General features: G+C 33.5%; 23 protein-coding genes. 21 read left to right on the top strand and 2 right to left on the bottom strand.

Annotated elements, in window-relative coordinates; genetic code table 11:
• Nucleotides 1-53: 53 nt before the first annotated feature.
• Both cooS and M2651_RS09120 read right to left on the bottom strand, forming a co-directional pair.
• Nucleotides 54-1,970 (bottom strand): anaerobic carbon-monoxide dehydrogenase catalytic subunit, encoded by a 1,917-nt coding sequence (gene cooS / locus M2651_RS09115; protein ID WP_252132043.1) that lies wholly within the window; start codon nt 1,968-1,970, stop codon nt 54-56.
• Nucleotides 1,971-2,047: 77 nt separating this feature from the next.
• On the bottom strand, nt 2,048-2,899 hold the full coding sequence (locus tag M2651_RS09120; RefSeq protein WP_252132044.1) for a YitT family protein: 852 nt from the start codon (nt 2,897-2,899) through the stop codon (nt 2,048-2,050).
• Between the two features lie 136 nt (nt 2,900-3,035).
• Here M2651_RS09120 and M2651_RS09125 point away from each other — a divergent pair, with 136 nt between their 5' ends.
• The 21 genes from M2651_RS09125 (at nt 3,036) to M2651_RS09225 (ending at nt 25,970) form a co-directional block, all read left to right on the top strand.
• Nucleotides 3,036-3,197, top strand: coding sequence for a hypothetical protein (locus M2651_RS09125; protein WP_252132045.1), 162 nt, complete (start codon nt 3,036-3,038; stop codon nt 3,195-3,197).
• A gap of 102 nt (nt 3,198-3,299) precedes the next feature.
• Entirely contained in the window at nt 3,300-5,771 is a 2,472-nt protein-coding gene (locus M2651_RS09130; RefSeq protein ID WP_252132046.1) for an HD domain-containing phosphohydrolase, read from the top strand.
• 151 nt (nt 5,772-5,922) lie between these two features.
• Nucleotides 5,923-7,590 carry a ribonuclease J gene (locus tag M2651_RS09135; protein WP_434062143.1) on the top strand — a complete coding sequence of 556 codons (1,668 nt, stop codon included), beginning with the start codon at nt 5,923-5,925 and terminating at the stop codon, nt 7,588-7,590.
• A gap of 131 nt (nt 7,591-7,721) precedes the next feature.
• Nucleotides 7,722-9,455: an ABC transporter ATP-binding protein gene (locus tag M2651_RS09140; protein ID WP_252132048.1), complete on the top strand. Its 1,734-nt coding sequence runs from the start codon at nt 7,722-7,724 to the stop codon at nt 9,453-9,455.
• A gap of 38 nt (nt 9,456-9,493) precedes the next feature.
• On the top strand, nt 9,494-10,234 hold the full coding sequence (locus tag M2651_RS09145) for a sulfite exporter TauE/SafE family protein (protein ID WP_252132049.1): 741 nt from the start codon (nt 9,494-9,496) through the stop codon (nt 10,232-10,234).
• A 324-nt stretch (nt 10,235-10,558) separates the two neighbouring features.
• A complete protein-coding gene (gene atoD / locus M2651_RS09150) occupies nt 10,559-11,212 on the top strand; it encodes an acetate CoA-transferase subunit alpha (protein WP_252132050.1) in 654 nt (217 codons plus the stop codon).
• Nucleotides 11,212-11,862 (top strand): 3-oxoacid CoA-transferase subunit B, encoded by a 651-nt coding sequence (locus M2651_RS09155; protein WP_252132051.1) that lies wholly within the window; start codon nt 11,212-11,214, stop codon nt 11,860-11,862. Before atoD ends, M2651_RS09155 begins: the two co-directional genes overlap by 1 nt.
• A gap of 100 nt (nt 11,863-11,962) precedes the next feature.
• On the top strand, nt 11,963-12,301 hold the full coding sequence (locus tag M2651_RS09160) for a cupin domain-containing protein (protein ID WP_252132052.1): 339 nt from the start codon (nt 11,963-11,965) through the stop codon (nt 12,299-12,301).
• 103 nt (nt 12,302-12,404) lie between these two features.
• The gene (locus tag M2651_RS09165; protein ID WP_252132053.1) at nt 12,405-13,193 is read left to right on the top strand and encodes an SDR family NAD(P)-dependent oxidoreductase; all 789 of its coding nucleotides are present in this window, start codon (nt 12,405-12,407) and stop codon (nt 13,191-13,193) included.
• Between the two features lie 162 nt (nt 13,194-13,355).
• Nucleotides 13,356-14,297 (top strand): cyclase family protein, encoded by a 942-nt coding sequence (locus M2651_RS09170; protein ID WP_252132054.1) that lies wholly within the window; start codon nt 13,356-13,358, stop codon nt 14,295-14,297.
• A gap of 82 nt (nt 14,298-14,379) precedes the next feature.
• Nucleotides 14,380-15,561: an acetyl-CoA C-acetyltransferase gene (locus tag M2651_RS09175; RefSeq protein ID WP_252132055.1), complete on the top strand. Its 1,182-nt coding sequence runs from the start codon at nt 14,380-14,382 to the stop codon at nt 15,559-15,561.
• Nucleotides 15,562-15,603: 42 nt separating this feature from the next.
• Nucleotides 15,604-16,431 carry a beta-keto acid cleavage family enzyme gene (locus tag M2651_RS09180; RefSeq protein WP_252132056.1) on the top strand — a complete coding sequence of 276 codons (828 nt, stop codon included), beginning with the start codon at nt 15,604-15,606 and terminating at the stop codon, nt 16,429-16,431.
• A 163-nt stretch (nt 16,432-16,594) separates the two neighbouring features.
• The gene (locus tag M2651_RS09185; RefSeq protein WP_252132057.1) at nt 16,595-17,491 is read left to right on the top strand and encodes a LysR substrate-binding domain-containing protein; all 897 of its coding nucleotides are present in this window, start codon (nt 16,595-16,597) and stop codon (nt 17,489-17,491) included.
• Between the two features lie 126 nt (nt 17,492-17,617).
• Nucleotides 17,618-18,439, top strand: coding sequence for a DAPG hydrolase family protein (locus M2651_RS09190; RefSeq protein WP_252132058.1), 822 nt, complete (start codon nt 17,618-17,620; stop codon nt 18,437-18,439).
• A 35-nt stretch (nt 18,440-18,474) separates the two neighbouring features.
• Entirely contained in the window at nt 18,475-18,702 is a 228-nt protein-coding gene (locus M2651_RS09195) for a hypothetical protein (RefSeq protein WP_252132059.1), read from the top strand.
• A 282-nt stretch (nt 18,703-18,984) separates the two neighbouring features.
• Nucleotides 18,985-20,985 (top strand): oxidoreductase, encoded by a 2,001-nt coding sequence (locus M2651_RS09200; protein ID WP_252132060.1) that lies wholly within the window; start codon nt 18,985-18,987, stop codon nt 20,983-20,985.
• Nucleotides 20,986-21,319: 334 nt separating this feature from the next.
• Nucleotides 21,320-22,102, top strand: a complete 783-nt coding sequence (locus tag M2651_RS09205) for a short-chain-enoyl-CoA hydratase (protein ID WP_252132061.1) — start codon at nt 21,320-21,322, stop codon at nt 22,100-22,102.
• Nucleotides 22,103-22,120: 18 nt separating this feature from the next.
• Nucleotides 22,121-23,260 carry an acyl-CoA dehydrogenase gene (locus M2651_RS09210; protein WP_252132062.1) on the top strand — a complete coding sequence of 380 codons (1,140 nt, stop codon included), beginning with the start codon at nt 22,121-22,123 and terminating at the stop codon, nt 23,258-23,260.
• 19 nt (nt 23,261-23,279) lie between these two features.
• Complete coding sequence (locus M2651_RS09215) at nt 23,280-24,059, top strand: electron transfer flavoprotein subunit beta/FixA family protein (RefSeq protein WP_252132063.1); 780 nt, start codon at nt 23,280-23,282, stop codon at nt 24,057-24,059.
• A 45-nt stretch (nt 24,060-24,104) separates the two neighbouring features.
• A complete protein-coding gene (locus M2651_RS09220) occupies nt 24,105-25,106 on the top strand; it encodes an electron transfer flavoprotein subunit alpha/FixB family protein (protein WP_252132064.1) in 1,002 nt (333 codons plus the stop codon).
• An 18-nt stretch (nt 25,107-25,124) separates the two neighbouring features.
• Nucleotides 25,125-25,970 carry a 3-hydroxybutyryl-CoA dehydrogenase gene (locus tag M2651_RS09225; protein ID WP_252132065.1) on the top strand — a complete coding sequence of 282 codons (846 nt, stop codon included), beginning with the start codon at nt 25,125-25,127 and terminating at the stop codon, nt 25,968-25,970.
• Nucleotides 25,971-25,989 lie beyond the last annotated feature (19 nt).

Raw genomic sequence — 25,989 nt, forward strand, 5'->3', positions numbered from 1 at the left:
GTTTTTATACAAGCGTAAAGCCCATGAAAAGTAATTACTTCATGGGCTTTATATCAGCTTAATCCTAATCCTTTTCTCTTTTTAATTATATGTGCTTCTATATTATTTGCAACTTCCACAGGGTCATCACCTAATGCCACTTTTCCACCAGTTACATCTTCAGCTTTTACTGTTAAAAGCTCAACTAATTGAGGAGCTCCTGTCATAAAAGGAGTAGGAGATAGATGAGTGTAGCAGCCGTAAGCTATTGCAAAGATACCGTCTATAGTTGCCTTTTGTTCCATCCATTCAGGTGCTGTAACAGCTATTGGAAGGTCTGATACATCAACATTCAGGTGGTCTGCAAGAGCAGTTACTAGCATAGATATTCTTCCTGTATCTGTACAGGTTCCAAAGCTAAGCACTGGAGGAATTTTTAATAAATTACATACTTCTTTAAGACCTGCTCCAGCTATTTCATTAGCTGCTGCAACTGTACAAAGCCCGGCAACTTCAAGAGCATGATTTCCACAGCCTCCTGCTACAACTAATATGTCTTTTTTAATAAGTTCTTTTGTAAGGTTTATTGTATTCCAATCCTGTGGGCCGTTTCTTAGGCTTGAGCAGTTAGCTAATGCTACAACTCCTTTAATTTTTCCAGAGGCTATTACATCTACCAATGGATCAAGCTTGTTTCCAAGAGCATTAAGTACTGCTTCAGTGGAGAAACCTGCTATAGCTTTTTGAGTTATTTTTGGAACTACTGCTTTAATTTTTCCATGTCTCTTTTTAAAATTTTCTATACCAAGTTCTATAAGTTTATCTGCCATGGCATCAACTTCTGACGGATTATAAGGAATTTTATGCTGAAGTCCTGGTAAATCAATAATAGTACTTACTGCTACTAAGGTTGCCTGATATTTTTCTGCATACATGTCTATAGCAGGAGGAGAGCAGTTTTCTTCCATAGCCATAATATCTACTGTACCAGTTGCTAATAGCGGTTCTATGGTCAGCCAATTGCCCATATGTCCAACAAATACATCATCCATTTCATATCTTTGTAAAAGTTCCTGACCTGTTTCTATAGAACCTATAACTCTAAGTCCTTTAGCACCGGCAGCCTTTGCTTTATCCTGAACTTCTTTAGTTCTGGCTTTTTCTATAGTTGCAGCTCCAGCCCAAGGCTGATGTCCGTTAAAAACTATATTAACATAGTCAGGATCCATTATGCCAAGATCCATATTAACTTCATGTGGCATTGGAGTGCCAAATAGTATATCCTGAACCATTTCAAGACCAATTTGACTATTATATATAGTTGCAATTCCTAGTCTAAGTGCTTTCATTGCTAAAGATACATAATTTCCGTCAACATTTGTTAAACAGCTTGCAACGCAGTTTTGTTCTTCATGGACAGTACCTGCAGGATAAATACCAAGTTTTCTCCAAAGCTCTTTTCTCTTTTTTGGAGCAAAGGCTTCTACCATTATATTCTGTTCCTCTACTCCGATTATCTGCTGGTCTTCAAGTAAAACAGCTAATTCTATTGCCATGTCGTTTATATCCTGATTTGTGTCAATTCCAACTTTTTCGCACATCCATTTTAATTTATTTACATCTTTAATTTTAAAAGGTGTCTTTCCTTCGGCTGTAGCTTTAAGAGTGCGGAACGCTTCATAGGCATGATGGCTGTATGTACCTGCACCCATAATATTTTTAAGAAGAAAGTTTCTCATAGCCATAGCATCAGGATCGATTCCGCAAACCCCTTTGGTTTGACCGCCTTTTTCGCTGATTCGGCAGGGACCTTGTGAACAGAGCTGACAGCTTAAACCTTCAAGGCAGAATTTGCAGCGGATTTTTTCCTGAAATGTCCATCTGTCAAATACATTGGACATTCCATCTTCTCTGATTTTTTTAAGCATTTCTTCTACAGAGTCATGATAACTTACACGACCTTCAGTTTTTTTCAAAATGGTTTCATTCATGTTGTTCTCTCCTTTAAATATAAATGTGTAATTTTATTCAATATAAAGTATTTTCATAAGTTTTCTCAAATATGTATTTAAATTGATTTTTTAAAGCCTTCCCCTAAAATTTCTGAAGCGTCTAATATAGACATAAAGGCGTAAGGATCAACAGTTTGAACTATAGTTTTTGCTTTAGGAACCTGAGATAGAGATAAAACGCAGTAAAGTATTTTCTTTTCTTTTTTTGTATAAGTACCCACTGCATTTATAAGAGTGGAGCTTCTTCCTAAGTCTGTTTTGATTCTTTCTATCATTTCTGCTTCTCTGTTAGTTACAACAAGTATCATTTTTTTTCTGCTAAAACCGTTTATCATTTTGTCAATTACATTAGAAACTATATACATGGATATTAAAGTGTAAAGGCCGCTTTCTATTCCGAAAAAAATAGAACCAACAGAAACAATTAATAGATTAATTGAAAAAGATACCTTTCCAAGTTCAAGATTATATTTTCTTCTAAGATACATAGAAATAATATCTGTTCCTCCTAAAGAACCATGATTGCTGAATACTATTCCAATAGCTGCTCCGTTTATTACTCCTCCATAAATGCAGCTTAGGATTATATCTTCAGCAAAATAAAGCTTAGATACATTTCTTGTAATTATTAAAAATATAGAATTGGATATAGTTCCTATTATAGTTAGAAAAGTAAATTCTTTATCCAGCTCTTTTAAGCTTAATAAAAATAAAGGAATATTAAGAGTAAGTATAATAATACCTGCAGGAAGATTTGTTAAATACTGAATTATAAGTGCAATACCAGAAACTCCGCCGCTTAAAAGCTTGTGAGGAACTATAAACATATTTAAAGCAACAGCGGAAAAAAAGCTGGCAGCTATTGTAATTATTACTCTTCTAGCTGTTTTTAAAGAGTGAAAGTTCAAGATTTATCACCACCCTGAATATATTCTTTCACAGAATTTAATAAAGCATACTGTGATTTCCTAATATATAAAGCTGTTCTTTGGTTAAATTAATAATGTAGTTTATTTTAAATATAGATAGACAGGAGGGTTTTTTATGCATAATAATAAAGGACTTAGAAAAACAAGACATAAATCTTATCCTGAACTTAGAAAAATTTATTTTCAAAACGGCGGTAATATTGGAATAGAAAACGGTCATAAAATAGGTATGCATGAGCCAGAAAAACATTCTCTTGCAGCTAATTCAGAAAGGTAGATGAAAGGAGGGATCAAATTCCTCCTTATTTTAAAATAATTTGCAATTTATTAAATAATTTTGTAAAATTAATTGGTAGTAATCTGGTGAGAGGGTACTGAAATGTCAGTTAAGAAAAAGGTTTTTATAATATTAACTTCTCTTTCTACAGCACTCATTATTTTAACAGCGGTAATTTTTCATGTTTTTACTATAAAAAATATTCAAAAATTAGAGAAAAGAAACGCTGAACAGTCAGTAGAAAAGGTAATAGAAATTTTAAAGGAAGAGGTATCAAATGTTGAGTCAGTATGTGCTGACTGGGCCTACTGGAATGATACATTTGATTTTATTAAAGATCAAAACGAGGATTTTAAAAAACAAAATTTAAGTTATTATAATTTTTCAATACTCAGAGTCAATACTTTAATATTTGTAGATTTAAACTGTAATATTGTATATGATAAAAGTTATAATTTATCAAGTGGAGAAGAAATAAAAACACCAGAGGAATTAAAGAAAAATATTTATAAAGACTGCTATATATTAGATTATAAAAGTGATAAAAAAGGTATGTCCGGCATAATTATGGTTGAGAAGAGACCTATGGTATTTTCTTCTATGCCTGTAACCAATGTAGAAGGTAATCGGGGTGGAAGCATTATAATGGCAAGGTTTATAGATACAGAAAAGATGAAGTACATAAATAATGTAGTTGACTCAGCTGTATATATAGAATTAGCAAATCCCCCTAAGAAAAATTCGGAAGTATCTATATTTGGATTTAAAGATATAAGAATTTATAGTAATATTAGTAACAACAGAATAAGTGGACATGCTTTTATTAAAGACCGAACAAATAGTAATGAACTTCATATAGTTACTGAAAATGAAAGATTGATATATACACAATTTATAAACAGTTATAGATTTTTTATATTTTTATCTTTAATTGGTTTATTAATAATTATAGTATTATTTATAAAAATATTTCAAAAGGTATTACTAAGCCGCATTGAAAAATTATTTGTTTTTATTAATAACATAAAATCCATAAATGATATTAAATCTAGAGTAAAAATAGAGGGAAATGACGAAATATCTTCTTTAGCTCAGGTTACGAACTTAATGCTTAATGAAATTGAAAAATCCAATGAAAAAATACTGCAGGATGAAGAGCGTCTAAGGCTTGTTATAGAAGCTACTAATGATGGTTTTTGGGATTTTAACACTATTACTCAGGAAATATTCATAAGTTCCCATATATCAGAAATACTAGGTATAGGTAAAACTAATATTCAAATAAACATAAAATATGTAAAAGATATTTTACCAATGGAATTTACAAAAGAGTTTAAGAAGGCTTATGTAAAATTACTGAAAAATAAGAGTGATAATGTGCTTGTTATAGAAAGTAAATTAGAGGACAAAAGAAGTAAAACAAAATGGGTAAGTATAAAGGGGCGTATTGTAAGAAGAGATGATGGGGGTAAGCCATTAAGATTAGCAGGAACTGTAAGTGATATAACAGAAAAGAAAAATTCTGAAGAAACAATTAAGTATTTGAGCGAACATGATGTGCTTACAGGACTTTTTAATAGAGCTAGTTTTAATAAAGAATTAGAAAGGATAGATAAAAAAGAAAATCTGCCTCTTAGTATAATACAGTGTGATGCTAATGGATTGAAGCTAACTAACGATGCTTTTGGACATAAGCAAGGGGATCAGCTACTGATAAGTATTTCTAATATATTAAAGTCTGTCTGTGGCAGAAATGCAATTATATCAAGACTAGGAGGAGACGAATTTGCTATAATACTTCCTAAAACTGATGAAGCTCAGGCAAAAGAAGTTATGAATAAAATAATAAGGTGTTGTGAAGAAGCTGAAGCAAATCCAATAAAACCAAGTTTAGCTCTTGGATGTATAACTAAAAATTTTGTTCATGAAGATATAGACAAGCTCTTTGATATAGCAGAAGAAAGAATGTATAAAAATAAACTTCTTCAGAACAAAAGCGCAAGACATTCTATAGTGGCGTCACTAGAGAGATCCCTTCTTGAAACGGATTTTGAAACAAGAGCTCACACAGCAAGATTACAGGAATTGGCAGTAAGATTGGGAAAGAGTATTAATTTATCTCATGATAAACTGGATGAACTTGCTTTATTAGGGAATCTTCATGATATTGGCAAGATAGCGATACCTAAGACTATACTTTCAAAACCAGGTCCATTAAATGAAGAAGAATGGGAGACTATCAAAAAACATTGTGAAATAGGATACAGAATTGCTGTATCAGCTATTGAACTTGTGCCAATAGCAGAGGAAATACTTTATCATCATGAAAAATGGGATGGCAGCGGATATCCTAAAGGGTTAAAAGGAGAGGAAATACCGCTTTTATCAAGAATTGTGGCAATAGTTGATGCTTATGATGTTATTACAAATTCAAGACCATATAAAAAGGCACTGACTCATGAGGAAGCAATAAAAGAAATAATAAGATGTTCCGGCACTCATTTTGACCCTGATTTAGTAAAAAAATTTGTTGAACTTTTTAATGAAGAGAATATAAATGAAAAAGAGGCTTAAAAGCAGCTTAATAGTAGAAATTAATCCATAGTTTGGACAAAATAATAGTCTAAATTATGGATTTTTTTATAAAAAACATAAATAATATATAATAGTATGATAGAATAAATTAGCTAATTAAAATTATCCAATTAAAAGCTAGGAGGGTAACATATTGGAAAATAAAAATATTATTAAGATTGTGCCATTAGGCGGACTTGGAGAGATTGGCAAAAACATAACTGCTGTTGAATACGCAGATGAGATAATCGTTATCGATTGCGGGGTTTCCTTTCCAGATGAAGAAATGTATGGTGTAGATTTGGTTATCCCAGACGTAACTTATCTGCTAAACAATAGAAAAAAAGTTAAAGGTATATTTCTGACTCATGGTCATGAAGACCATATAGGTGCACTTCCCTATATTTTAAAGCAGTTAAACGTACCTCTTTACGGAACACGATTAACCTTAGGATTAGTTGAGCTTAAGCTTAAGGAGCACAATATACTTTCTGACTGTAAGCTGAATGTAATAGAGCCAGGTGATATTATTGAAAATAAATATATAAATGTAGAGTTTATAAGAAACAGTCATAGTATAGCAGGGTCTTGCGCTTTAGCTTTGCATACACCAATAGGTGTAATTGTACATACAGGAGATTTTAAAATTGATTACACCCCAATTGATGGAAAAATGATGGATTTAGAGCGGCTTTCAAGATTAGGAAGTGAAGGAGTTTTGCTTCTTCTTGCAGATAGTACTAATGTTGAGCGTCCAGGTTATACTATTTCAGAGCGAGTTATAGGAGAAACTTTTGACAGAGTCTTTGCTAGAGCTTCCGGAAGAGTTATAGTTGCAACTTTTGCTTCCAACATACATAGAATGCAGCAGATTGTAGATGCATCTATAAAATACGGAAGAAAAGTTGCCTTCAGCGGAAGAAGTATGGAGAATGTTTCCAAGGTAGCCATGGATTTAGGTTATTTACATATTCCAGAAGGGTACAGTATTGGTATAGATGAAATTCATAAATATGCTAATGAGAATATAACTGTAATAACAACTGGAAGCCAAGGAGAGCCAATGTCTGCCTTAGCAAGAATGTCTACATCAACTCATAAAATACTTAAGGTAGAGCCTGGAGATTTAGTAATTATTTCAGCTTCTCCAATACCAGGAAATGAAAAATTTATATCAAGAGTAATAAATGAGCTGTTTAAAAAAGGTGCAGAGGTAGTATATGATGCCTTTGATGAGGTTCACGTTTCAGGTCATGCAAGGCAGGAGGAATTAAAATTAATACATACTTTAGTAAAGCCTAAATTTTTTATGCCGGTTCATGGTGAATACAGGCATTTAAGACATCATGCTGCTTTAGCACAAAAACTTGGAATGCCAGTTTCTAATATTGCAATTAGTGAAACAGGTAAAGTTGTAGAATTATCAGCAGAAGAAATAAGGTTAAGCGGAAGAGTGCCATCAGGGGCAGTAATGGTTGATGGTTTAGGTGTAGGAGATGTAGGACACATAGTTCTTAGAGATAGAAAGCATTTAGCAGAAGATGGTATACTGACAGTGGTGGTAACTATAGAAAAAGAATCTCAAAGCGTAATAGCAGGACCAGATATCATAACAAGAGGCTTTGTGTATGTAAAAGAATCAGAAAAGCTAATAAATGAAACAAGAGATATCGTAAGAGTTGAACTGGATAAATGCTTAGACAGCGGTATTACAGAGTGGATGGTAATAAAATCAAGCATTAAAAATGCTGTAGGAAAGTTTTTGTATGAAAGAACAAAGAGAAGACCGCTTATTTTGCCTATAATTATGGAGATTTAAAGAAGGGTATCTATGTTAAAAATTTCAATAATTATATTATAAGGTTGATGTATTATATTAATTAGTGTTAAAATTATATGGGACTTAGCACTCTAAGTCTCTTAATTTTTTCTGAAAAAGGGGGAATAAGTTTGGATATTATAAAAAGATTTATCAGCTATTATAAGCCCTATAAAAGAATGTTTTTTATGGATATGTTTTGTGCACTTGTGTTATCTGCTATAGATTTAGTGTTTCCTATACTTGTAAGATTTTTATTAAATGATGTTTATACTAGAGATAGTGCACAGATATTAAAATATGTAGTGTTAGTAGGTGGGGTGCTTTTATTTATGTATGTAGTAAGGTACTTCTGCCAGTATTATATAACTTTTCAGGGTCATGTAATGGGAGCTAGGATGGAAACAGATATGAGAAGAGATATATTTGACCATCTTCAGAAATTATCTTTTTCATATTATGATAATACAAACACAGGAAAGCTTATGTCTAGAATAGTTACAGATTTGTTTGATATATCAGAGCTTGCTCACCACGGACCTGAAGACATATTTATATCCATACTAAAAATAATAGGTTCTTTCATTATACTTGTAGGTATAAATATTAAAATAACTGCTATTTTGATGTTTGTAACTTTGTTTATGGTTTATTTTTCTTATTTTTACAATAAAAAGATGAAGGAAACTTTTAAAAAGAATAGAGAAAAGATAGCAAATGTTAATGCTCAAATTCAAGACAGTTTGTCTGGTATCAGAGTTGTAAAATCTTTCTCTAATGAGCATATTGAAAAAACAAAGTTTCAAAAGGGTAATAACGAATTTCTTGAAACAAAGGAAGACAGTTACAGTATTATGGGTAAATTCCATAGCACAAATGGTTTTTTTCAAGGTGTTTTATATCTTTCGGCGGTACTCTTTGGTGGAATATTTATAAGCTTTGGTCAGCTTCAAACTTCTGATCTTGTAGTTTATATTCTTTATATTAATATTTTCTTAAATCCTATAGAAAAACTGGTAAACTTCACAGAACAGTACCAAAGAGGTATAACAGGTTTTGAAAGATTTTTAGAAGTTATGAACACTCATCCGGATATTGTAGATAAAAAAGATGCAGTAGAACTTAAAAAAGTTAAAGGACACATTACATTTGAGAATGTATCTTTCAGCTATGACAATAGAAATACTGTACTTAACAATATAAATGTTGATTTAGAGGCAGGAAAAACAGTGGCTATAGTAGGACCTTCAGGTAGTGGTAAAACTACTTTCTGCAGCATAGTACCTAGATTTTATGAAATAGACAGCGGTGCTGTAAAAATTGATGGAATTGATATTAGGGATATAAAACTAAAATCACTTAGAAGTAATATAGGTATTGTTCAGCAGGAGGTTTATATGTTCTCTGGAACTATAAAGGAAAATATAGCTTACGGTAAACCAAATGCTACGGATGAAGAAATAATAGAGGCAGCAAAACGTGCTAATGCCCATGAATTTATTATAAGTCTTGAAAATGGCTATAACACCTATGTAGGTGAAAGAGGAGTAAAACTATCAGGTGGACAAAAACAAAGAATATCTATTGCAAGGGTATTTTTAAAAAATCCGCCAATTTTAATTTTGGATGAAGCAACTTCAGCTTTAGACAATGAAAGCGAAAAATATATTCAAAAATCCTTAGAAGATTTAGCTAAGAATAGGACAACTATAGTAATAGCTCATAGGCTAAGCACTATAAGAAATGCAGATAAAATTTTAGTGCTAACTGAAGAGGGGATTCAGGAAGAAGGTACACACAAAGATCTAATAAATAAAAATGGCATATATGCAAAATTGTATAATATGCAGTTTGAAATAGCATAAATATTAAAGAAGATAGTAAAAAATGGGGGAATGGGATTATGTTTAATTTATCATTAGTGCAGTGGATATGGATAATAATAGGTGGTTTTCTAGTTGGTTTTTCTAAAACCGGAATTAGTGCTTTTTTGATGCCTGTTATACCTATAATAGCAGAAGTGTTTGGAGGTAAGGCCTCCACAGGAATTATACTTCCTATGCTTATTGCAGGAGATGCTTTTGCATTGTATTACTATAAGAGAAATGCAGATTGGGATAAGATAAAAAAGCTTGTTACATGGACATTAATTGGTTTGATAGCAGGTTTGTTAGTTGGTCAGTATATAAATGACAAACAGTTTAAAATTTTTATAGCATTGTCAGTTTTAGCCTGTTTGGTTATATTGATTTATACTGATAGAAAAGGTGAGAACCTGAAGGTGCCTAATAGTACGTGGTTTCATGCTCTTACAGGGGTGCTTTCTGGTTTTACATCCATGATAGGAAACGCTGCAGGACCTATTTTTAGTGTTTATCTTTTAGCAATGGGTTTTAAAAAAGATGGTTTTCTAGGGACAACTGCCTGGTTTTTCTTTCTTGTAAATGTTACTAAAGTGCCTATGCAGATTTTTGTATGGCATAATATTACACTTAAAACAGTGCTACTAGATTTAGCATTGATACCTGCAATTGCTGCAGGAGCTGTTCTAGGTGCTTTAGTAATTAGAAAATTAAATGAAAAAAACTTTAAAACTCTCATATTAATTATGACTGCTATTGCTGCGGTAAGGTTATTAATATAGTTTTAGAAAATATAATGCAGGGAAAATCCGGTTAATACAATTATGTATTAACTGGATTTTTTTTTGAATTATTTATATTTTAGCTACTTTTCTATTTATGAAAATAATTAATTCAAATTTGTATTAAAAATAAGCTTTTCTTTCTGATAACGTTATCTTTAAGCGGTTAATATATATATTCTTTAGAATCCGTTAAAAAATTAATTAAGTTATTTCAATAGATTAAAAATAATTAAAATAAATTATTTATAACATTGGCACGTTAATTGCTAGATATATAGACGTAAAGAAAAGCAAAGTGTGGACAGGGGTGCAGGAAGATATATGAATAAGATAAGAACAATTGACGAAGTGATGGAGTATATAAAAGATGATATGACAATTATGATTGGCGGTTTTATGGGAGTGGGAACGCCTGAACACATAATTGATGCCATGGTTAAAAAGGGCGTAAAGAATTTAACTGTAATTGCAAACGATACTGCATGGCCAAATAAGGGAATAGGAAAGCTTATTGTAAATAAGCAGATAAAGAAAATGATAACTTCACATATCGGATTAAATCCAGAAACTGGGCGACAAATGAATAATGGTGAATTAATAGTAGAACTAGTACCACAGGGAACGCTAGCTGAGCGTATAAGATGCGGCGGATCAGGATTAGGCGGTTTTTTGACACCAACAGGAGTAGGAACCTTGGTTGAAGAAGGAAAGCAGAAACTCAAGATAAATGACGTAGAATATCTTTTGGAATTACCTCTTAAGGCAGATGTTGCTATAATAGGGGCTTCAGTTGTGGACAAGCAAGGAAATGCTTTTTACAACGGTTCAACTAGAAACTTTAATCCTATAATGGCTACTGCTGCTGACATAGTTATAGCAGGTGCAGAGAAAATAGTTGAAGTAGGGGAAATAGATCCTAGTCATGTTATTACACCAGGTATATTTGTAGATTATATCGTTGGAGGTGAAAACTAATGGACAGTAAAGAATTTATTGCAAGAAGAATAGCTAAAGAACTTAAAGATGGAGATGTAGTTAATTTAGGTATCGGACTTCCGACTATGGTAGCAAATTATATACCTGAAGGTGTTAATGTAACACTTCAGTCAGAAAACGGATTTGTAGGACTTGGTCCGGCACCAGAGCCAGGAAAAGAAAATAAGGATATTGTAAACGCTGGTGGACAACCCGTTACAATTCAGAAAGGAGCTGCTTTTTTTGACAGTGCTACATCTTTTGGAATTATAAGAGGAGGGCATGTTGATGTAACAGTTCTAGGTGCTTTAGAGGTAGATGAACATGGAAATCTTGCCAATTATATGATACCAGGAAAGATGGTTCCGGGAATGGGTGGTGCTATGGACTTAGTAAGTGGAGCTAAAAAAGTAATTATAGCTATGACCCATACTGCTAAAGGGGAACCGAAGATACTAAAAAAATGTACGCTTCCTCTTACTGCAAAAGGAAAAGTCAGCCTTATAGTTACAGAGCTTGCAGTTATAGAAGTAACTTCTCATGGATTAGTTTTAAAAGAAATTGCTCCAGGTGTTTCTGTTGTAGATGTTTTAAAAGCAACTGATGCCCACTTGATTGTAGCTGATGATTTGAAAACTATAGAAATATAATTTATAAGCTTTTAAAGGCCTAAACAGCCTTTTACAGCCAACTTATTCTTGGCTGATAATAAATTTAGTTTTTAAATGTGATTGAAAGGAGGTGAAGCAGATGAAAAAGGTTGAATTTAAAGATGTTAAACCTTATAAGGCTCCAAAACATTTTGATTGTGCAACATTAAGACTTCAAGGAACAGATGAAACAGGTATTACTAAGTTTTGGATGGGAGTAACTCATTTTCTTCCAGGTGGTGGTGCTGAATATGCTTATGAAGACTCACCAACTGAAAAAGTTTATGTAGTTTTAGAAGGAGAAGTTACAGTAAAGTCTAAAACTGAAACTATAGTATTAAGAAAATATGATTCATTATTTATACCACCATTTGAAGGAAGAGAAATAATCAATGAAACTAACATGCCAGCTACTATGTTGGTTGTAGTTAATTACTAAAGTTAACATTTGGGTGGGGGAGGTTAATATTGCTACAATCTTAGTAGTTATAAACTATTAATAAGTCTAGTTAAAGTGCTAGATAGTATAGGGAGAGAATAGCATGTTTGATAAACAGTTTGTAAATAATTTGTTTGATGTTAAGGGAAAAGTGGCACTTATTACTGGTGCTACAGGTGCTTTTGGAAAAGCAATTTGTTTTGGCTATGGTTTTGCAGGCATGAAGGTATTTGTTACAGGCCGTAGTGAAGACAAGTGCAAGGCTCTATGCGATGAATTAGAAGCACAAGGAATTGAATGTGGTTATTCAACTGGAGACCCAGCTGTTGAAGCAGATGTAATAAAGGTTGTAAAGGATGCAGTTGCTAAATTTGGAGAAATCAATGTATTAGTAACAGCAGCAGGATACAACCATGCACAGCCAATTGTAGAACAAGAGTTATCTGAATGGAAAAAGATTATGGATTCTGATGTTCAAGGTACATGGCTTTACTGTAAATATGTTGGTAAACAGATGATTGACCAAGGAAAAGGCGGAAAAGTTATCTTAGTATCTTCTGCACGTTCCAAAATGGGTATGGCTGGCTATACCGGCTACTGTACAGCAAAAGCTGGAATTGACCTTATGGCTCAATCTCTTGCTTGTGAGTGGACAGCTAAATACAAAATTAATGTTAACACTATAAATCCAACAGTTTTCCGTTCAGAGTTAACTGAGTGGATGTTTGATCCAGAAAGTGCTGTTTATAAAAATTTCTTAAGACGTCTTCCAATAGGTCGTCTTGGTGAACCAGATGATTTTGTAGGTCCATGTATATTCCTTGCTTCAAGTGCCAGCGACTTTATGACAGGTGCTAATGTTGCTGTTGAAGGTGGATATTGGGCTAACTAACCTAACCTTAAATGAGAAAATTTGAAGACTGGTAGATATAGCTTTTAAGTATTATCTGCAGTAACTTTATTATAGGCACTGCTACTAATACAGGTAGCAGCTGCCTAAATGGCTAAGAAAACATTGAGTAACATTAATATAGATTTTGAGGAGGAAAAATAAATGGGAAAAAAGGTATTTGTAGATTTAACTCATCCATTCCATGCTGACATACCAGTATGGCCTTATTTTGCAAAACCTAAAATTGATACAATGCATAATCTTGCAAAAAGTGGAGTATTAACTCAAAAAATAGATGTTGTTATGCACTGTGGTACACATGCAGATGCACCACGCCATGTTATGGAGTACGAATTTGACGGCAGACGTGCACGTTACACTCATGAGATGCCGGTAGATGCATATTGTGGAGATGCAATCTGCTTAGATATAAAAGTTGAACGTTGGGGTCTTATTACAGGAGAACATCTTGATGACGCCTGCAGACGTGCAAATATTAAACCAGAAGAATTAAAAGGTATGGTTCTTTGTTTAAGAACAGGTATGCACCTTAAATTCGATGATACTAAAGAATATTATCATTATTCCTGTGGTACAGGTGTAGAAGCAGGAAAATGGTTTGAAAAATACAAACCTAAATGTGTAGCTATGGATATGCAGGCTCTTGACCATCCTCTACATACAACAATGGGTAAAAATGGTGGTCCACTCGGAATGAATCTTAATGGTAATTCAGGAAAACCAATTACTGAAGAATATATTGAGCAATTTGGTATCGAAGCATATGCAGAATTTAACAAGGAAACTTATATTAAAATCTTTGGTAAAGAAAAGTATATGGAAAAGTTCGGAAAGCTAGAAAATCATGGTCTGGAAGGAACATGGGAACCTTGTCATAAATACATGCTTGGAAATGGTATAGTAGGTGTTGAGAATTTAGGCGGAGATTTAGATAAGGTTGTAGGAAAGCGCTTTAAATTCATGGCATTCCCAATTCGTTGGTGGTTAGGTGACGGTTCAATGGTTAGATGCGTTGCTGAAATAGATGAAGATGATATAAACAAAGATGTTCCAGATAGAGTATATAAATTTGGAGCACTTTAAAAATAAGGCTATGTATTAATTTTTGTTAATGAGGGTATTCCTGAGGGATATCCTCAAAATTTGATTTATCGGAGGATCATAAATGAGAGAAGTTGTAATTGCTTCAGCCGTAAGAACTGCTATTGGAAGCTTTGGTGGAAGTTTAGCAGGTTTGTCGGCTGTTGAAATGGGAAAAATTGCAGCGGAAGAAGCTATAAAAAGAGCTGGAATAAATAAAGAGGATATACAAGAAGTTGTAATAGGAAATGTATTGTCAGCAGGGCTTGGACAAAACATAGCCAGACAAGTTGCTTTAAAGGCTGGGCTTCGTGAAGAAACTCCGGCTTTAAGTATAAATATGGTTTGCGGTTCAGGGCTTAGAGCAGTAAGCTTAGCTGCTCAGATGATAATGTCAGAAGAAGCAGATGTAGTGCTTGCTGGCGGTACAGAAAGCATGAGCAATGCACCTTATGTTTTAAATAAAGCAAGATGGGGACATCGTATGGGTAATGGTGAACTTATTGACTCTATGATTAACGATGGTCTATGGGATGCCTTTAACAATTATCATATGGGAATAACTGCAGAAAATGTTGCAGAAAAATACAGTATTACAAGGGAAGATCAGGATAGATTTGCTGAGGAAAGCCAAAAAAGAGCAGAGGCAGCAATTAAAGCTGGTCGTTTTAAAGAGGAAATTGTACCAGTACAAATACCTCAGAAAAAAGGAGAACCATTAGTTGTGGATACTGATGAGTTCCCGAAGTTTGGTACAACATTTGATAAACTTCAAAAGTTAAAACCTGCTTTTAAAAAGGATGGGACAGTAACTGCAGGTAATGCTTCAGGTATTAACGATGGAGCTGCCATGCTTGTTATAATGTCTAAGGAAAAAGCACAAGAGCTAGGTATAAAACCTTTAGCAACAATAAAATCTTTTGCTTCTGTAGGAGTAGATCCAAAAGTAATGGGATATGGTCCGGTTCCAGCTACTGAAAAAGCTCTGCAAAAGGCTGGTTTAAAAGCTACAGATATTGATTTGATAGAAGCTAATGAAGCTTTTGCAGCACAGGCTTTAGCAGTAGTTAAGGATTTAGGACTTGATACATCAAAGGTTAATGTAAATGGTGGAGCTATAGCATTAGGACATCCTATTGGAGCATCAGGGGCAAGAATTTTAACAAGTCTTTTGTATGAGATGAAGAGAAGAGACGTAAAGACAGGTTTGGCTACTTTATGTATTGGCGGCGGTATGGGAACTGCTATTATTGTAGAGAGAAAATAAATTATATTTATATATAATAACATATAGAAAGAGGTAATTTTTATGGAAAACAAAGTAATATTAACTGTAGCTACTACGGGAGCATGGCCTTCAAAGCAAGATACACCTTATATACCTTTAACTCCTGAAGAAATTGCAGATGAAATATATGCATGCTATAAAGCTGGAGCTTCTGTTGCACATATTCACGTAAGAGATGATGAAGGAAAAGCTTCTATGAGTTTTGAAAAATTCGAAAAGACAGTAAAGCTTGTAAGAGAAAGATGTGATATAGTAATCAACTTAACAACCTCAGGAGGAATAGGTCTTACTGATGAAATAAGAATGAAACCTTTCATAGAGTTAAAACCAGAATTGGCTTCCTATGACTGTGGTACAATGAACTGGATGCATTCAACTGTATTTGAAAATAGTCCAAAATTCTTAGAGAAATTAGGACTTGCTATGCAGGAAAATAATGTTAAGCCTGAAATAGAAATATTTGATGCAGGTATGGTTTATAATGCATTATATTATCTAAAAAAAGGAGTTTTAAAGGCACCTCTTCATTTCCAATTTGTATTAGGTGCTCCAGGCGGTATGGCTGCAACAGTAGAAAATTTAGTATTTCTTAAGAGCTTAATTCCAGAAGGTTCCACTTGGAGTGCTTTAGGAATAGGAAAACAGCATCTTCCAATAATGTATGCGGCACTTGCTCTTGGAGGAAACGTTAGAGTTGGTATGGAAGATAATATTTATTATGCTCCAAAGCAGCTTGCAAAATCAAACGTAGAGTTTGTTGAAAGGACAAAAAGAATAGTTGCTGAATTGGGTAAAGAAATAGCAACACCAGCTGAAACAAGAGCTATTTTAGGATTAAAAAATTGCTAGAATTATTTTAGTAATTTAGATAAGCAAGGAATAGTTTATTTTATTTATTATTCCTTGCTTTAAATTTATGCTTTTAAAAATCTTTTTGATGAAATTAAAATATAATATACTTAAACTATGCGATTGAAAATTATATAAAAAATTGCATAGGGGGTAGAATATTTTGAACTATAAAAAAATAACTTTACTTCAAATTGAGTATTTTTTAGCAGTAGCCAGGCAGTTAAATTTTACAGAAGCTGCAAAAAGCTTATATGTTTCTCAGCCGTCACTAAGCAAGCAGATAGCATTACTTGAACAAGAGATAGGAGTACCCCTGTTATTAAGAACAAGAAGGAATGTTCGTTTAACACCAGCTGGAGCAGTTCTTTTTAATGAATTAAGTAATATTACTGAATATATAGAAAATGCAATAGATAAGTGTAAACAGCCAGGGCTTGGAGAAAACAGCACTATCTCCATAGGCTGTTTAGATGGTATGGATACAAGTGCTTTTTTACCAGTAATTATTAGAAAATTTCAAAAGCAATATCCGCAAGTTACCTTTGTTTTTGAAAGACATACATTTAAAACACTGAGAGAAAAACTTATAAATGGTTCTTTGGATATAGTGTTTACTCTTTCATTTGAACTAGATAATGTGCTTGGAGTTTTATCAGATGAGATTTATAAAGTTAACAGCAGTATAGTAATGAGTTCGCAACATCCAATGGCAAGCAGTGAGCATTTATCACTTGAAGATGTAAAGGCAGAAGATTTTGTGCTGATTTCAAGAGATGAGTCGCCAAAAGGTTTTGATTCAGTTATTGCTGTTTGCAGAAAACATGGTTTTACTCCAAATGTTGTAAAGCAGCTGCCTAATGTGGAATCATTGCTTCTTTCAGTAGAATTGGGTCTTGGTATTACTATTCTTGATTCAAGCGTAAGGATTCATAATAAAAATGAGCTTAAATTTTATAAAATAGAAGATGATTCAATGAGTATAGTAATAGCTTGGAAGAGAGAGAATTTAAATCCTGCAGTATCACTTTTTGTTAATAGTGCGCTAAAAGGTATTTAATAGTTATAATTTTTTAGAATAACATTTATTCTAAACAGATATTTTATTATTTACATAATATTTAGTAAAATGTAAACATAATCATTGACAATAAGATGTCAAAGTATTAATTATAAGGAGAAAGTTATGAAAGAGGTAAGAACAGAATTAAACTCTAAAGAAAAAGAAAAGCCTTACGCTAAATATTATTATGAGCCGCTTGCGGTACCAAATCCTGAATTAATTGAAATTCTTAAAAAAGGACCTATGGATCCTAGCAAGGCTTTAATGCCGGAAGATATAAACAAGCTCCTTGAGAGTGGATATCACGAAGTTGAGACCGGCTACTGCATACTTCCAAACGGAGCAGGTTATGCTGCTGTTAATAACAAGTTTCCTGGCGTAACAATTGATATGATAAACTGGTGGTTTGCATGGCATGGTCTTGAAGATATGAGGTATATGCTATGGTTTAGAAAAGGCCACTTCGGTATAGATATTAGTGAGGAAGACAGAAAGATAATACTTGATCCAGCTACGCCTATGCTTAAAAAATTTCAAGGTCGTACCCATTATGTAATTGAAGACGTTGGAAATGGAGTGGAGGATATTAAGATATCATTTTTAACTCCAGAAGAATTAGGGTTTGATATGGACAAGTTCAAATCCCCTGCTGTAGGTACTGTAGTTGCAGCTAATGGAATTTCACAAGCTCGTGCAGGAGGACCTAAAGCACCAGCCATCATGCTTCACTTTGTAAGAGAAATACCAGGAGGAGTAGAATTCCGTACAAGGTTCTGGATGGGATATCATATGATATATAAAAAGCCGGTTAAGCTCCTGCCAGATGGAATACAGATTCCTATTCAAGCTCCAATGGGGTTAGCTTTCCATAATGTTGAAGAATACAGCAATTTAGCAGCAATTTTACCTAAGTTGTATAATGAGATGGAAGGAAAAATATTTTAATTATATTAAGTAATTTTATTGGAGGAATAAATATAATGAGAGTAAAAGAAGCTATAAAGAATGGTTTAATAAGCGGGATTATTTGTTTTGTGTTTAGTTTTGCAGCAAACTATTTTATAATACCATTTCCAAAAGATATTATGGCAAATGGCATAGGAAATGGTATAAGCGGACTTATAAGTGGATTTATATCAGCTTATGTAACAGTAATGATTTTAACATCAGAAAAAAATAAGAAAAATTTTGAGAAGTTAACCCAGTAATGCAATAAGTATGTAAAAAAAGTGCTGTTTCAAAATAAAAATTATGCTTTGTTTAATAAAACCTGCATAATTTATTTGAAACAGCACTTTTGTTTATATTTATAGTATATAGTTAAGTATTTATAACTTTTTAGAATAATGTTTATTCTTAATATATATTTTATTTTTACAAACAAAATTGTTAAAATGAAAACAAATTTAATGATAAATAATTATCAATTTTAAGAAATGAGTGCAACTAAAATTTAAGTTCAATTATTTGAAAAAAGAGAGGGATATACTATGAGCAAATACAAACATGTTTTTACACCTATAACAATAAAAGGAGTTGAATTTAAAAACAGAATTCAGGCAGCACCAATGGTTCCTTGTATGGCTACACCAGAAGGATGGGTAACAAAAGAAGTAATCGAATTTTACAGACCATTTGCAAAAGGCGGAGCGGCTATAGTTACAGTTGGTGATTCAGCTGTTAACTGGGAACATGCTATGGATCATGAAGGACAGCTTAATCTAGGTGATGATAATGTAAAAATGGGATTAGATGATTTAGCTCATGAGATACATAGATATGGAGCAGTTATTTCTATTGAATTAAATCATGGAGGAAGATTTGCAAACTCTATGAATTTGGCAGCAAAAGGATTAAAGCCAGTAAGTTCAACTCCAAAGCCTGCAGAGATTGATGAATTTTTTTCAAAGCTTCAAGGAAAAACTCCAGCGGAAGTTGAAGAAATGAGTATTTCATTAATAAATAAGACAATTAAAGATTATGCTGATGCAGCAGGAAGATGTAAAGACAGTGGTTTTAAAATGGTAATGATTCATGGAGCTCATGGAATGCTTCCAGCACAGTTTTTATCACCATACGTAAATAGACGTCTAGACAGATATGGTGGAAGCTTTGAAAACAGAGCCCGTTTTTGTATTGAGTTGTTAGATGCGGTTAGAAAAAGAGTAGGAGAAGATTTTATTATTGAATATAGAATAAGTGCAGATGAACTTGTTGAAGGCGGCATGAAGGTTGATGAGGTTATAGAGTTTGTAAAGCTGATAAAAGATAAAATTGATATTCTTCATGTATCTGTAGGAATGCTTCCAAATCCATTTACAATTCAATATATGATTCAGCCTCTTTATATTCCTTATATGCCAAATATACATTTTGCTGAAAAAATTAAACAAGCTGTTGGAGGAGATTTAAAAGTAACAGCAGTGGGATCAGTTATGACTTTAGAAAATGCAGAAGAAATATTATCAAGAGGTATAGTTGATTTTGTTGCTATGGCAAGACCATTTGTAGCTGATCCTGAATTTATGAGAAAATCTGCACTTGGAAAAGAAGAGGATATACGTCCATGTGTTCGTTGTAATACTTGCTGCGGAAGATCAGCCTTCTTTAAGAAAACACGTTGTGCGGTTAATCCTGTAAATGGCCGTGAAACAGATTATATTGGAGGAAAAGTTCCAAAAGCTGAAGTGAAAAAGAAGGTTGTTATAGTAGGAGGAGGTCCTGCAGGAATGCAGGCAGCACTTACAGCAGTTGAAAGAGGTCATGAGGTAATACTTTATGAAAAAGAGGATAAATTAGGAGGAACTCTTAATCATGCTACTGACCTTGAATTTAAGAAAGATTTAAAAAATTATTTAAATTGGATAGTTTCTCAAACATTAAAATGTGGTGCGAAAATAAAACTTAATACAGAAGTTACTTGTGAAGTTATAGAGAAAGAAAAACCAGATGCATTAATAATAGCAGCAGGAGCTGTACCAGTTATACCAAATGTTCCTGGAATTAATAAGAGCCATGTTCATTGGGCAGGTGATGTGGATTGCGGCAGGGTAGAAACTGGACAAAAGGTTATTGTTGTTGGTGGAGGATTAACTGGAGCTGAATCAGCTTTAGCTTTAGCAATGAAGGGTAAGGATGTTACATTAATAGAAATGATGGGAGCAGATGCACTTTTAAACGGAGCTTCGTTAATTAATAAATTTTCACTTCAATCACTTCTTGCAAAGTATGGAGTTAAAATTGTTACTAATACAAAACTTGAAGAAGTTACTGATAAAGGTATTAAAACAATTAATTCAAAATTTCAGTGGAAAGAATATGAAGCTGATACAGTTGTTTTAGCTTTAGGTATGAAACCACGTAAAGATAAAGTTGAACAATTAAGGCATCTTATTCCAGAAACTGAAGTTTATATAATAGGTGACTCAAACTATGTAGGAAATGTTTATTCTGCTGTTCACGCAGGTTTTGATACTGCAGCTGAAATTTAAAAGATTGTGGTAAAAATATTTAATTTTTAGTAATTAAATGAAAATTAAACATACAGAATAATACGATAATGTATTATTAATACATTATCGTATTTTAAATAAACATGAAGTCATTAAGAATGCACAGATTGAGGGAAATTAATTAATACAAAAATGTATTATTTAAATCTTTTTATATATTTGATTGTTAATGAAATAATTAACAAATCATCAATTTATAGCAGTTTTTAAAAAATATAATCAAATTTAATTATTGGCACAAATATTGCTCCTATATAGCTTGTAATTGTTAATTGAATAACAAATACAAGCTATTTTAAATAGGGGGAGAGTTATGGAATTTAAAAACATAATATTTGAAAAAGAAGATAATATTGCTTTAGTTACAATTAACAGACCTAAAGCATTAAATGCTTTGAATTCTGAAACGTTGAAAGATTTAGAAGCTGTAATTGAAATGTTGGAAAAAGATAGTGAAATTTACGCAGTAATTTTAAAAGGAAGCGGTGATAAGGCATTTGTTGCAGGAGCAGATATTTCTGAAATGAAGGATTTAAATGAAGAGCAGGGAAGAGAATTTGGTAGGTTAGGTAATAAGGTTTTCAGACGATTGGAAAAACTCAATAAGCCTACTATAGCAGCTATTTCTGGTTTTGCTTTAGGCGGCGGCTGTGAGCTTGCTATGGCCTGCGACATACGTATAGCTTCTGAAAAGGCAAGATTTGGTCAGCCAGAAGCAGGGCTTGGGATTACACCAGGTTTTGGAGGGACTCAGAGACTTGCAAGGCTTATAGGAGCTGGCAGAGCTAAAGAACTTATTTATACTGGGGAAATGATTAAGGCTGATGAAGCATATAGAATAGGTTTAGTAAACAAGATTGTAGCTTTAGAAGCTTTATTAGATGAGGCAAAAGCCATGGCTAAAAAGATAGCTGAAAATGCACCGATAGCTGTAAAGCTATGCAAAGATGCAATAGACAGAGGCTTACAGGTAGATATCGACAGTGCAATAGAAATTGAAGCTGAAGACTTTGGAAAATGCTTTTCAACAGAGGATCAAAAGGAAGGCATGAGTGCTTTTTTGGAGAAAAGAGAAAAACAGTTTAAAAATAGATAAATGGGAGGAGAACAATAAATGAATTTTGCATTATCAAAAGAACAAGAATTAGTTAGACAGATGGTTAGAGAATTTGCTGTAAATGAAGTAAAGCCCATAGCAGCTGAAATTGATGAGACAGAACAGTTTCCTATGGAAAATGTGAAAAAGATGGCTAAGTACGGGTTATTTGGCTTACCTTTTAAGAAAGAATTTGGTGGAGCAGGCGGAGATACTTTATCCTATATAATCGCAGTAGAAGAATTATCAAAAGCTTGCGGTACAACAGGTGTTATACTTTCAGCGCATGTTTCTCTTTGTGCTTCTGTTATAGATGCCTTTGGAACTTTAGCTCAAAAAGAAAAATATCTTCCACCTCTTGCAAAGGGAGAAAAGCTTGGTGCATTTGGATTAACAGAGCCTAATGCAGGAACAGATGCTGCTAGTCAGCAGACAACAGCGGTTTTAGAAGGAGATCATTATGTATTAAATGGCTCTAAGATATTTATAACAAATGGAGGAGTTGCTGAAACTTTTATAATCTTTGCTATGACAGACAGAAGCAAGGGTGTTAAGGGAATTTCTGCTTTTATAGTAGAAAAGGATTTTCCTGGTTTCTCTATAGGCAAGGTTGAAAACAAGTTAGGTATAAGAGCTTCTTCAACTACAGAACTTGTAATGGAAAACTGCATAGTACCTAAGGAGAATTTGATAGGACAGGAAGGAAAAGGCTTTGCAATAGCTATGAAAACTCTTGATGGAGGAAGAATTGGTATAGCTGCTCAAGCTCTAGGAATAGCTGAAGGTGCCTTTGAAGAAGCTGTAAATTATATGAAGGAAAGAAAGCAATTCGGTAAGCCTTTAAGTGCCTTCCAAGGATTGCAGTGGCTAATGGCTGAATTAGATGTAAAAATAGAAGCAGCAAAGCAGTTGACATATAAGGCTGCATGGCTGAAGGATCAAGGACTTCCTTATTCAGTAGAAGCTGCAAGAGCAAAACTTTTTGCCTCAGAAACAGCAATGGAAGTAACTACTAAAGTAGTCCAGGTATTTGGAGGTTATGGATATACTAAAGAATATCCAGTTGAAAGAATGATGAGAGATGCTAAGATAACTGAAATATATGAAGGAACTTCTCAAGTTCAGAAGATGGTTATAGCAGGAAATTTATTTAAATAGTTAGCAAGGAGGAAATCAAATGAACATAGTAGTTTGTATTAAACAAGTGCCTGACACAACAATAGTTAAAATAGATCCTAAAACAGGAACTCTTATAAGAGAAGGAGTACCATCAATAATAAACCCTGAAGATAAACATGCTTTGGAAGAAGCTCTAGTATTAAAAGACCAGTATGGTGCAAAGGTAACTGTTATAAGCATGGGACCTCCACAGGCTCAGAATGCTTTAAGAGAAGCATTAGCCATGGGGGCTGATGATGCAATACTTCTGGCAGGAAGAGAGTTTGCAGGTGCTGATACTTTAGCTACTTCTTATGCATTGGCAGCTGTACTTAGAAAGCTTGATTTTGACATAGTATTTGCAGGAAGACAAGCTATTGACGGAGACACAGCTCAGGTTGGACCAGAGATAGCTGAACATCTTGATATTCCACAGGTAACTTATGTTGAAAAAGTTAAGCTAGAAGGCGACACTTTAATAGTAAAAAGAGCTTTAGAGGATGGTTATGAAGTTATTGAAGTTAAAACTCCAGTACTTTTAACAGCAATAAAAGAATTAAATAAACCAAGATATATGAATGCTTATGATATATTTGCTTCAAAAGATAAGGAAATTAAGGTTTGGGGTATAAATGATATAGAAGCAGATAAAGCACAGCTTGGACTTGCAGGCTCACCTACAAAGGTTAAAAAGTCAATGACAAAAGAGGTCAAGGGACAAGGAGAAATTATTAAAAAGTCTGTGGATGAAGCGGTTAATTATGTAATAGCCAAGCTTAAGGGAAAGCACTATATTTAATGGTTTTATGTTAACAATGTTTTCGAATGAAAGGAGAAAATTAAAATGAATATAGCAGACTACAAGGGTGTTTGGGTGCTTGCAGAACAAAGAAAAGGAAAACTACAAAAGGTATCACTGGAGCTTTTGGGTGAAGGAAAGAAAATTGCAGAAAAATTAGGAGTACCGCTTACAGCTGTATTGCTTGGATATAATGTTGAAGGACTTTCAAAAGAATTAGTAGCTTATGGAGCAGATGAAGTTTTAGTTGCAGATAATGAATTGTTACAAAATTATACAACAGATGGATATACAAAAGTTATATGCGATCTTGTAAATGAAAGAAAACCTGAAATATTTTTCATAGGAGCAACATTTATAGGAAGAGACTTAGGTCCAAGAGTTGCAGCAAGACTAAAAACAGGTTTGACAGCAGATTGTACTTCTCTTGATATAGATGAAGAAGGAAAATATCTTTTAGCTACAAGACCAGCTTTTGGAGGAAATCTAATGGCTACTATTGCCTGTACCGAACATAGACCGCAAATGGCAACAGTAAGACCAGGAGTTTTCTTAAAATTTCCTAAAGATGAAAAAAGAACAGCAAAGGTTGAAACAGTTAAGATTGATTTGAAGCCTGAAGATATTAGGACAAAAGTAGTTGAAACAGTAAAAACTGCTAAAGATCTTGTTGATATCAGCGAAGCTGAGTTTATTGTATCTGGAGGAAGAGGAGTAGGAAATGCTGAAGGCTTCAAGCTTCTTCAGGAGCTTGCAGGTGTTTTAGGCGGAACTGTAGCTGGTTCAAGAGCAGCAGTTGATAAGGAATGGATAGATAAAAACTATCAAGTTGGACAAACAGGTAAAACTGTAAAGCCTAAAATATATGTAGCTTGTGGTATATCAGGAGCAATTCAGCACTTGGCAGGTATGCAGGATTCAGACTACATTATAGCTATTAATAAGGATGAGAATGCACCAATTATGAAAGTGGCTGATCTTGCAATAGTAGGAGATTTATATAAGGTTATTCCTGAAATGATTAAACAATTAAAGGAACAACAATAAAAGATTGGGGGTAAAGTTATGAAAAAGATTTTTGTTATTGGAGCAGGAACTATGGGTTCAGGAATTGCTCAAGTTTTTGCGGTAAATGGCTATCAGGTTGTTGTAAGGGATATTAAGCAGGAATTTGTTGACAAAGGTTTAAATATGATAAAGAAAAATCTTTCAAAACTAGTTGAAAAAGGAAAGATGACGAAAGAAAATATGGAAACAGCTCTTTCTAACCTTACTGGTACAGTAGAACTTAATTTAGCTTCAGATGCAGATTTAGTTATTGAAGCTGCTGTAGAAAGAATGGAAATTAAAAAGCAGATATTCGCTGAACTTGATAAAATCTGCAATAGCGACTGTATCTTGGCTACAAATACTTCCTCACTTTCAATAACAGAAGTTGCAACAGCAACTTCAAGGCCAGATAAAGTTATAGGAATGCACTTTTTTAACCCAGCTCCTGTAATGAAACTTGTTGAAATAATAAGAGGAATAGCTACATCTCAGGAAACTTATGATAAAGTAAAGGAAGTTTCATTAGCTATTGGAAAAGAGCCCGTTGAAGTTGCAGAGGCTCCTGGATTTGTTGTAAATAGAATATTAGTTCCAATGATAAATGAAGCTATCACTGTTTTAGCAGAAGGAACTGCCAGTGCCCAAGATATTGATAAGGCTATGAAGCTTGGAGCAAATCATCCAATGGGACCACTTGCTCTCTCAGATTTTATAGGCAACGATGTAGTACTTGCTATAATGGAAGTGTTATATAAAGAAACAGGTGATTCAAAATACAGACCATGTCCGCTGCTTAAAAAATATGTAAGAGCAGGCTGGCTTGGAAATAAATCAGGAAAGGGATTTATTGTAGGGCAGTAGAACTAATAATAAAAACGTC

This window comes from Clostridium caldaquaticum (assembly GCF_023806125.1).
In the GTDB taxonomy this organism is placed as follows: domain Bacteria; phylum Bacillota; class Clostridia; order Clostridiales; family Clostridiaceae; genus Clostridium_AT; species Clostridium_AT caldaquaticum.

Excerpts from the sequence above, each read along its gene's own strand:
- M2651_RS09155 (WP_252132051.1), top strand. The coding sequence starts at position 11,212 with ATGGACAGTAAAGAATTTATTGCAAGAAGAATAGCTAAAGAACTTAAA.
- cooS (WP_252132043.1), bottom strand. The coding sequence starts at position 1,970 with ATGAATGAAACCATTTTGAAAAAAACTGAAGGTCGTGTAAGTTATCAT.
- M2651_RS09190 (WP_252132058.1), top strand. The coding sequence starts at position 17,618 with ATGAAAGAGGTAAGAACAGAATTAAACTCTAAAGAAAAAGAAAAGCCT.
- M2651_RS09205 (WP_252132061.1), top strand. The coding sequence starts at position 21,320 with ATGGAATTTAAAAACATAATATTTGAAAAAGAAGATAATATTGCTTTA.
- M2651_RS09200 (WP_252132060.1), top strand. The coding sequence starts at position 18,985 with ATGAGCAAATACAAACATGTTTTTACACCTATAACAATAAAAGGAGTT.
- M2651_RS09210 (WP_252132062.1), top strand. The coding sequence starts at position 22,121 with ATGAATTTTGCATTATCAAAAGAACAAGAATTAGTTAGACAGATGGTT.
- M2651_RS09180 (WP_252132056.1), top strand. The coding sequence starts at position 15,604 with ATGGAAAACAAAGTAATATTAACTGTAGCTACTACGGGAGCATGGCCT.
- M2651_RS09145 (WP_252132049.1), top strand. The coding sequence starts at position 9,494 with ATGTTTAATTTATCATTAGTGCAGTGGATATGGATAATAATAGGTGGT.
- M2651_RS09130 (WP_252132046.1), top strand. The coding sequence starts at position 3,300 with ATGTCAGTTAAGAAAAAGGTTTTTATAATATTAACTTCTCTTTCTACA.
- M2651_RS09125 (WP_252132045.1), top strand. The coding sequence starts at position 3,036 with ATGCATAATAATAAAGGACTTAGAAAAACAAGACATAAATCTTATCCT.
- M2651_RS09170 (WP_252132054.1), top strand. The coding sequence starts at position 13,356 with ATGGGAAAAAAGGTATTTGTAGATTTAACTCATCCATTCCATGCTGAC.
- M2651_RS09215 (WP_252132063.1), top strand. The coding sequence starts at position 23,280 with ATGAACATAGTAGTTTGTATTAAACAAGTGCCTGACACAACAATAGTT.
- M2651_RS09160 (WP_252132052.1), top strand. The coding sequence starts at position 11,963 with ATGAAAAAGGTTGAATTTAAAGATGTTAAACCTTATAAGGCTCCAAAA.
- M2651_RS09220 (WP_252132064.1), top strand. The coding sequence starts at position 24,105 with ATGAATATAGCAGACTACAAGGGTGTTTGGGTGCTTGCAGAACAAAGA.
- M2651_RS09165 (WP_252132053.1), top strand. The coding sequence starts at position 12,405 with ATGTTTGATAAACAGTTTGTAAATAATTTGTTTGATGTTAAGGGAAAA.
- M2651_RS09175 (WP_252132055.1), top strand. The coding sequence starts at position 14,380 with ATGAGAGAAGTTGTAATTGCTTCAGCCGTAAGAACTGCTATTGGAAGC.
- M2651_RS09225 (WP_252132065.1), top strand. The coding sequence starts at position 25,125 with ATGAAAAAGATTTTTGTTATTGGAGCAGGAACTATGGGTTCAGGAATT.
- atoD (WP_252132050.1), top strand. The coding sequence starts at position 10,559 with ATGAATAAGATAAGAACAATTGACGAAGTGATGGAGTATATAAAAGAT.
- M2651_RS09195 (WP_252132059.1), top strand. The coding sequence starts at position 18,475 with ATGAGAGTAAAAGAAGCTATAAAGAATGGTTTAATAAGCGGGATTATT.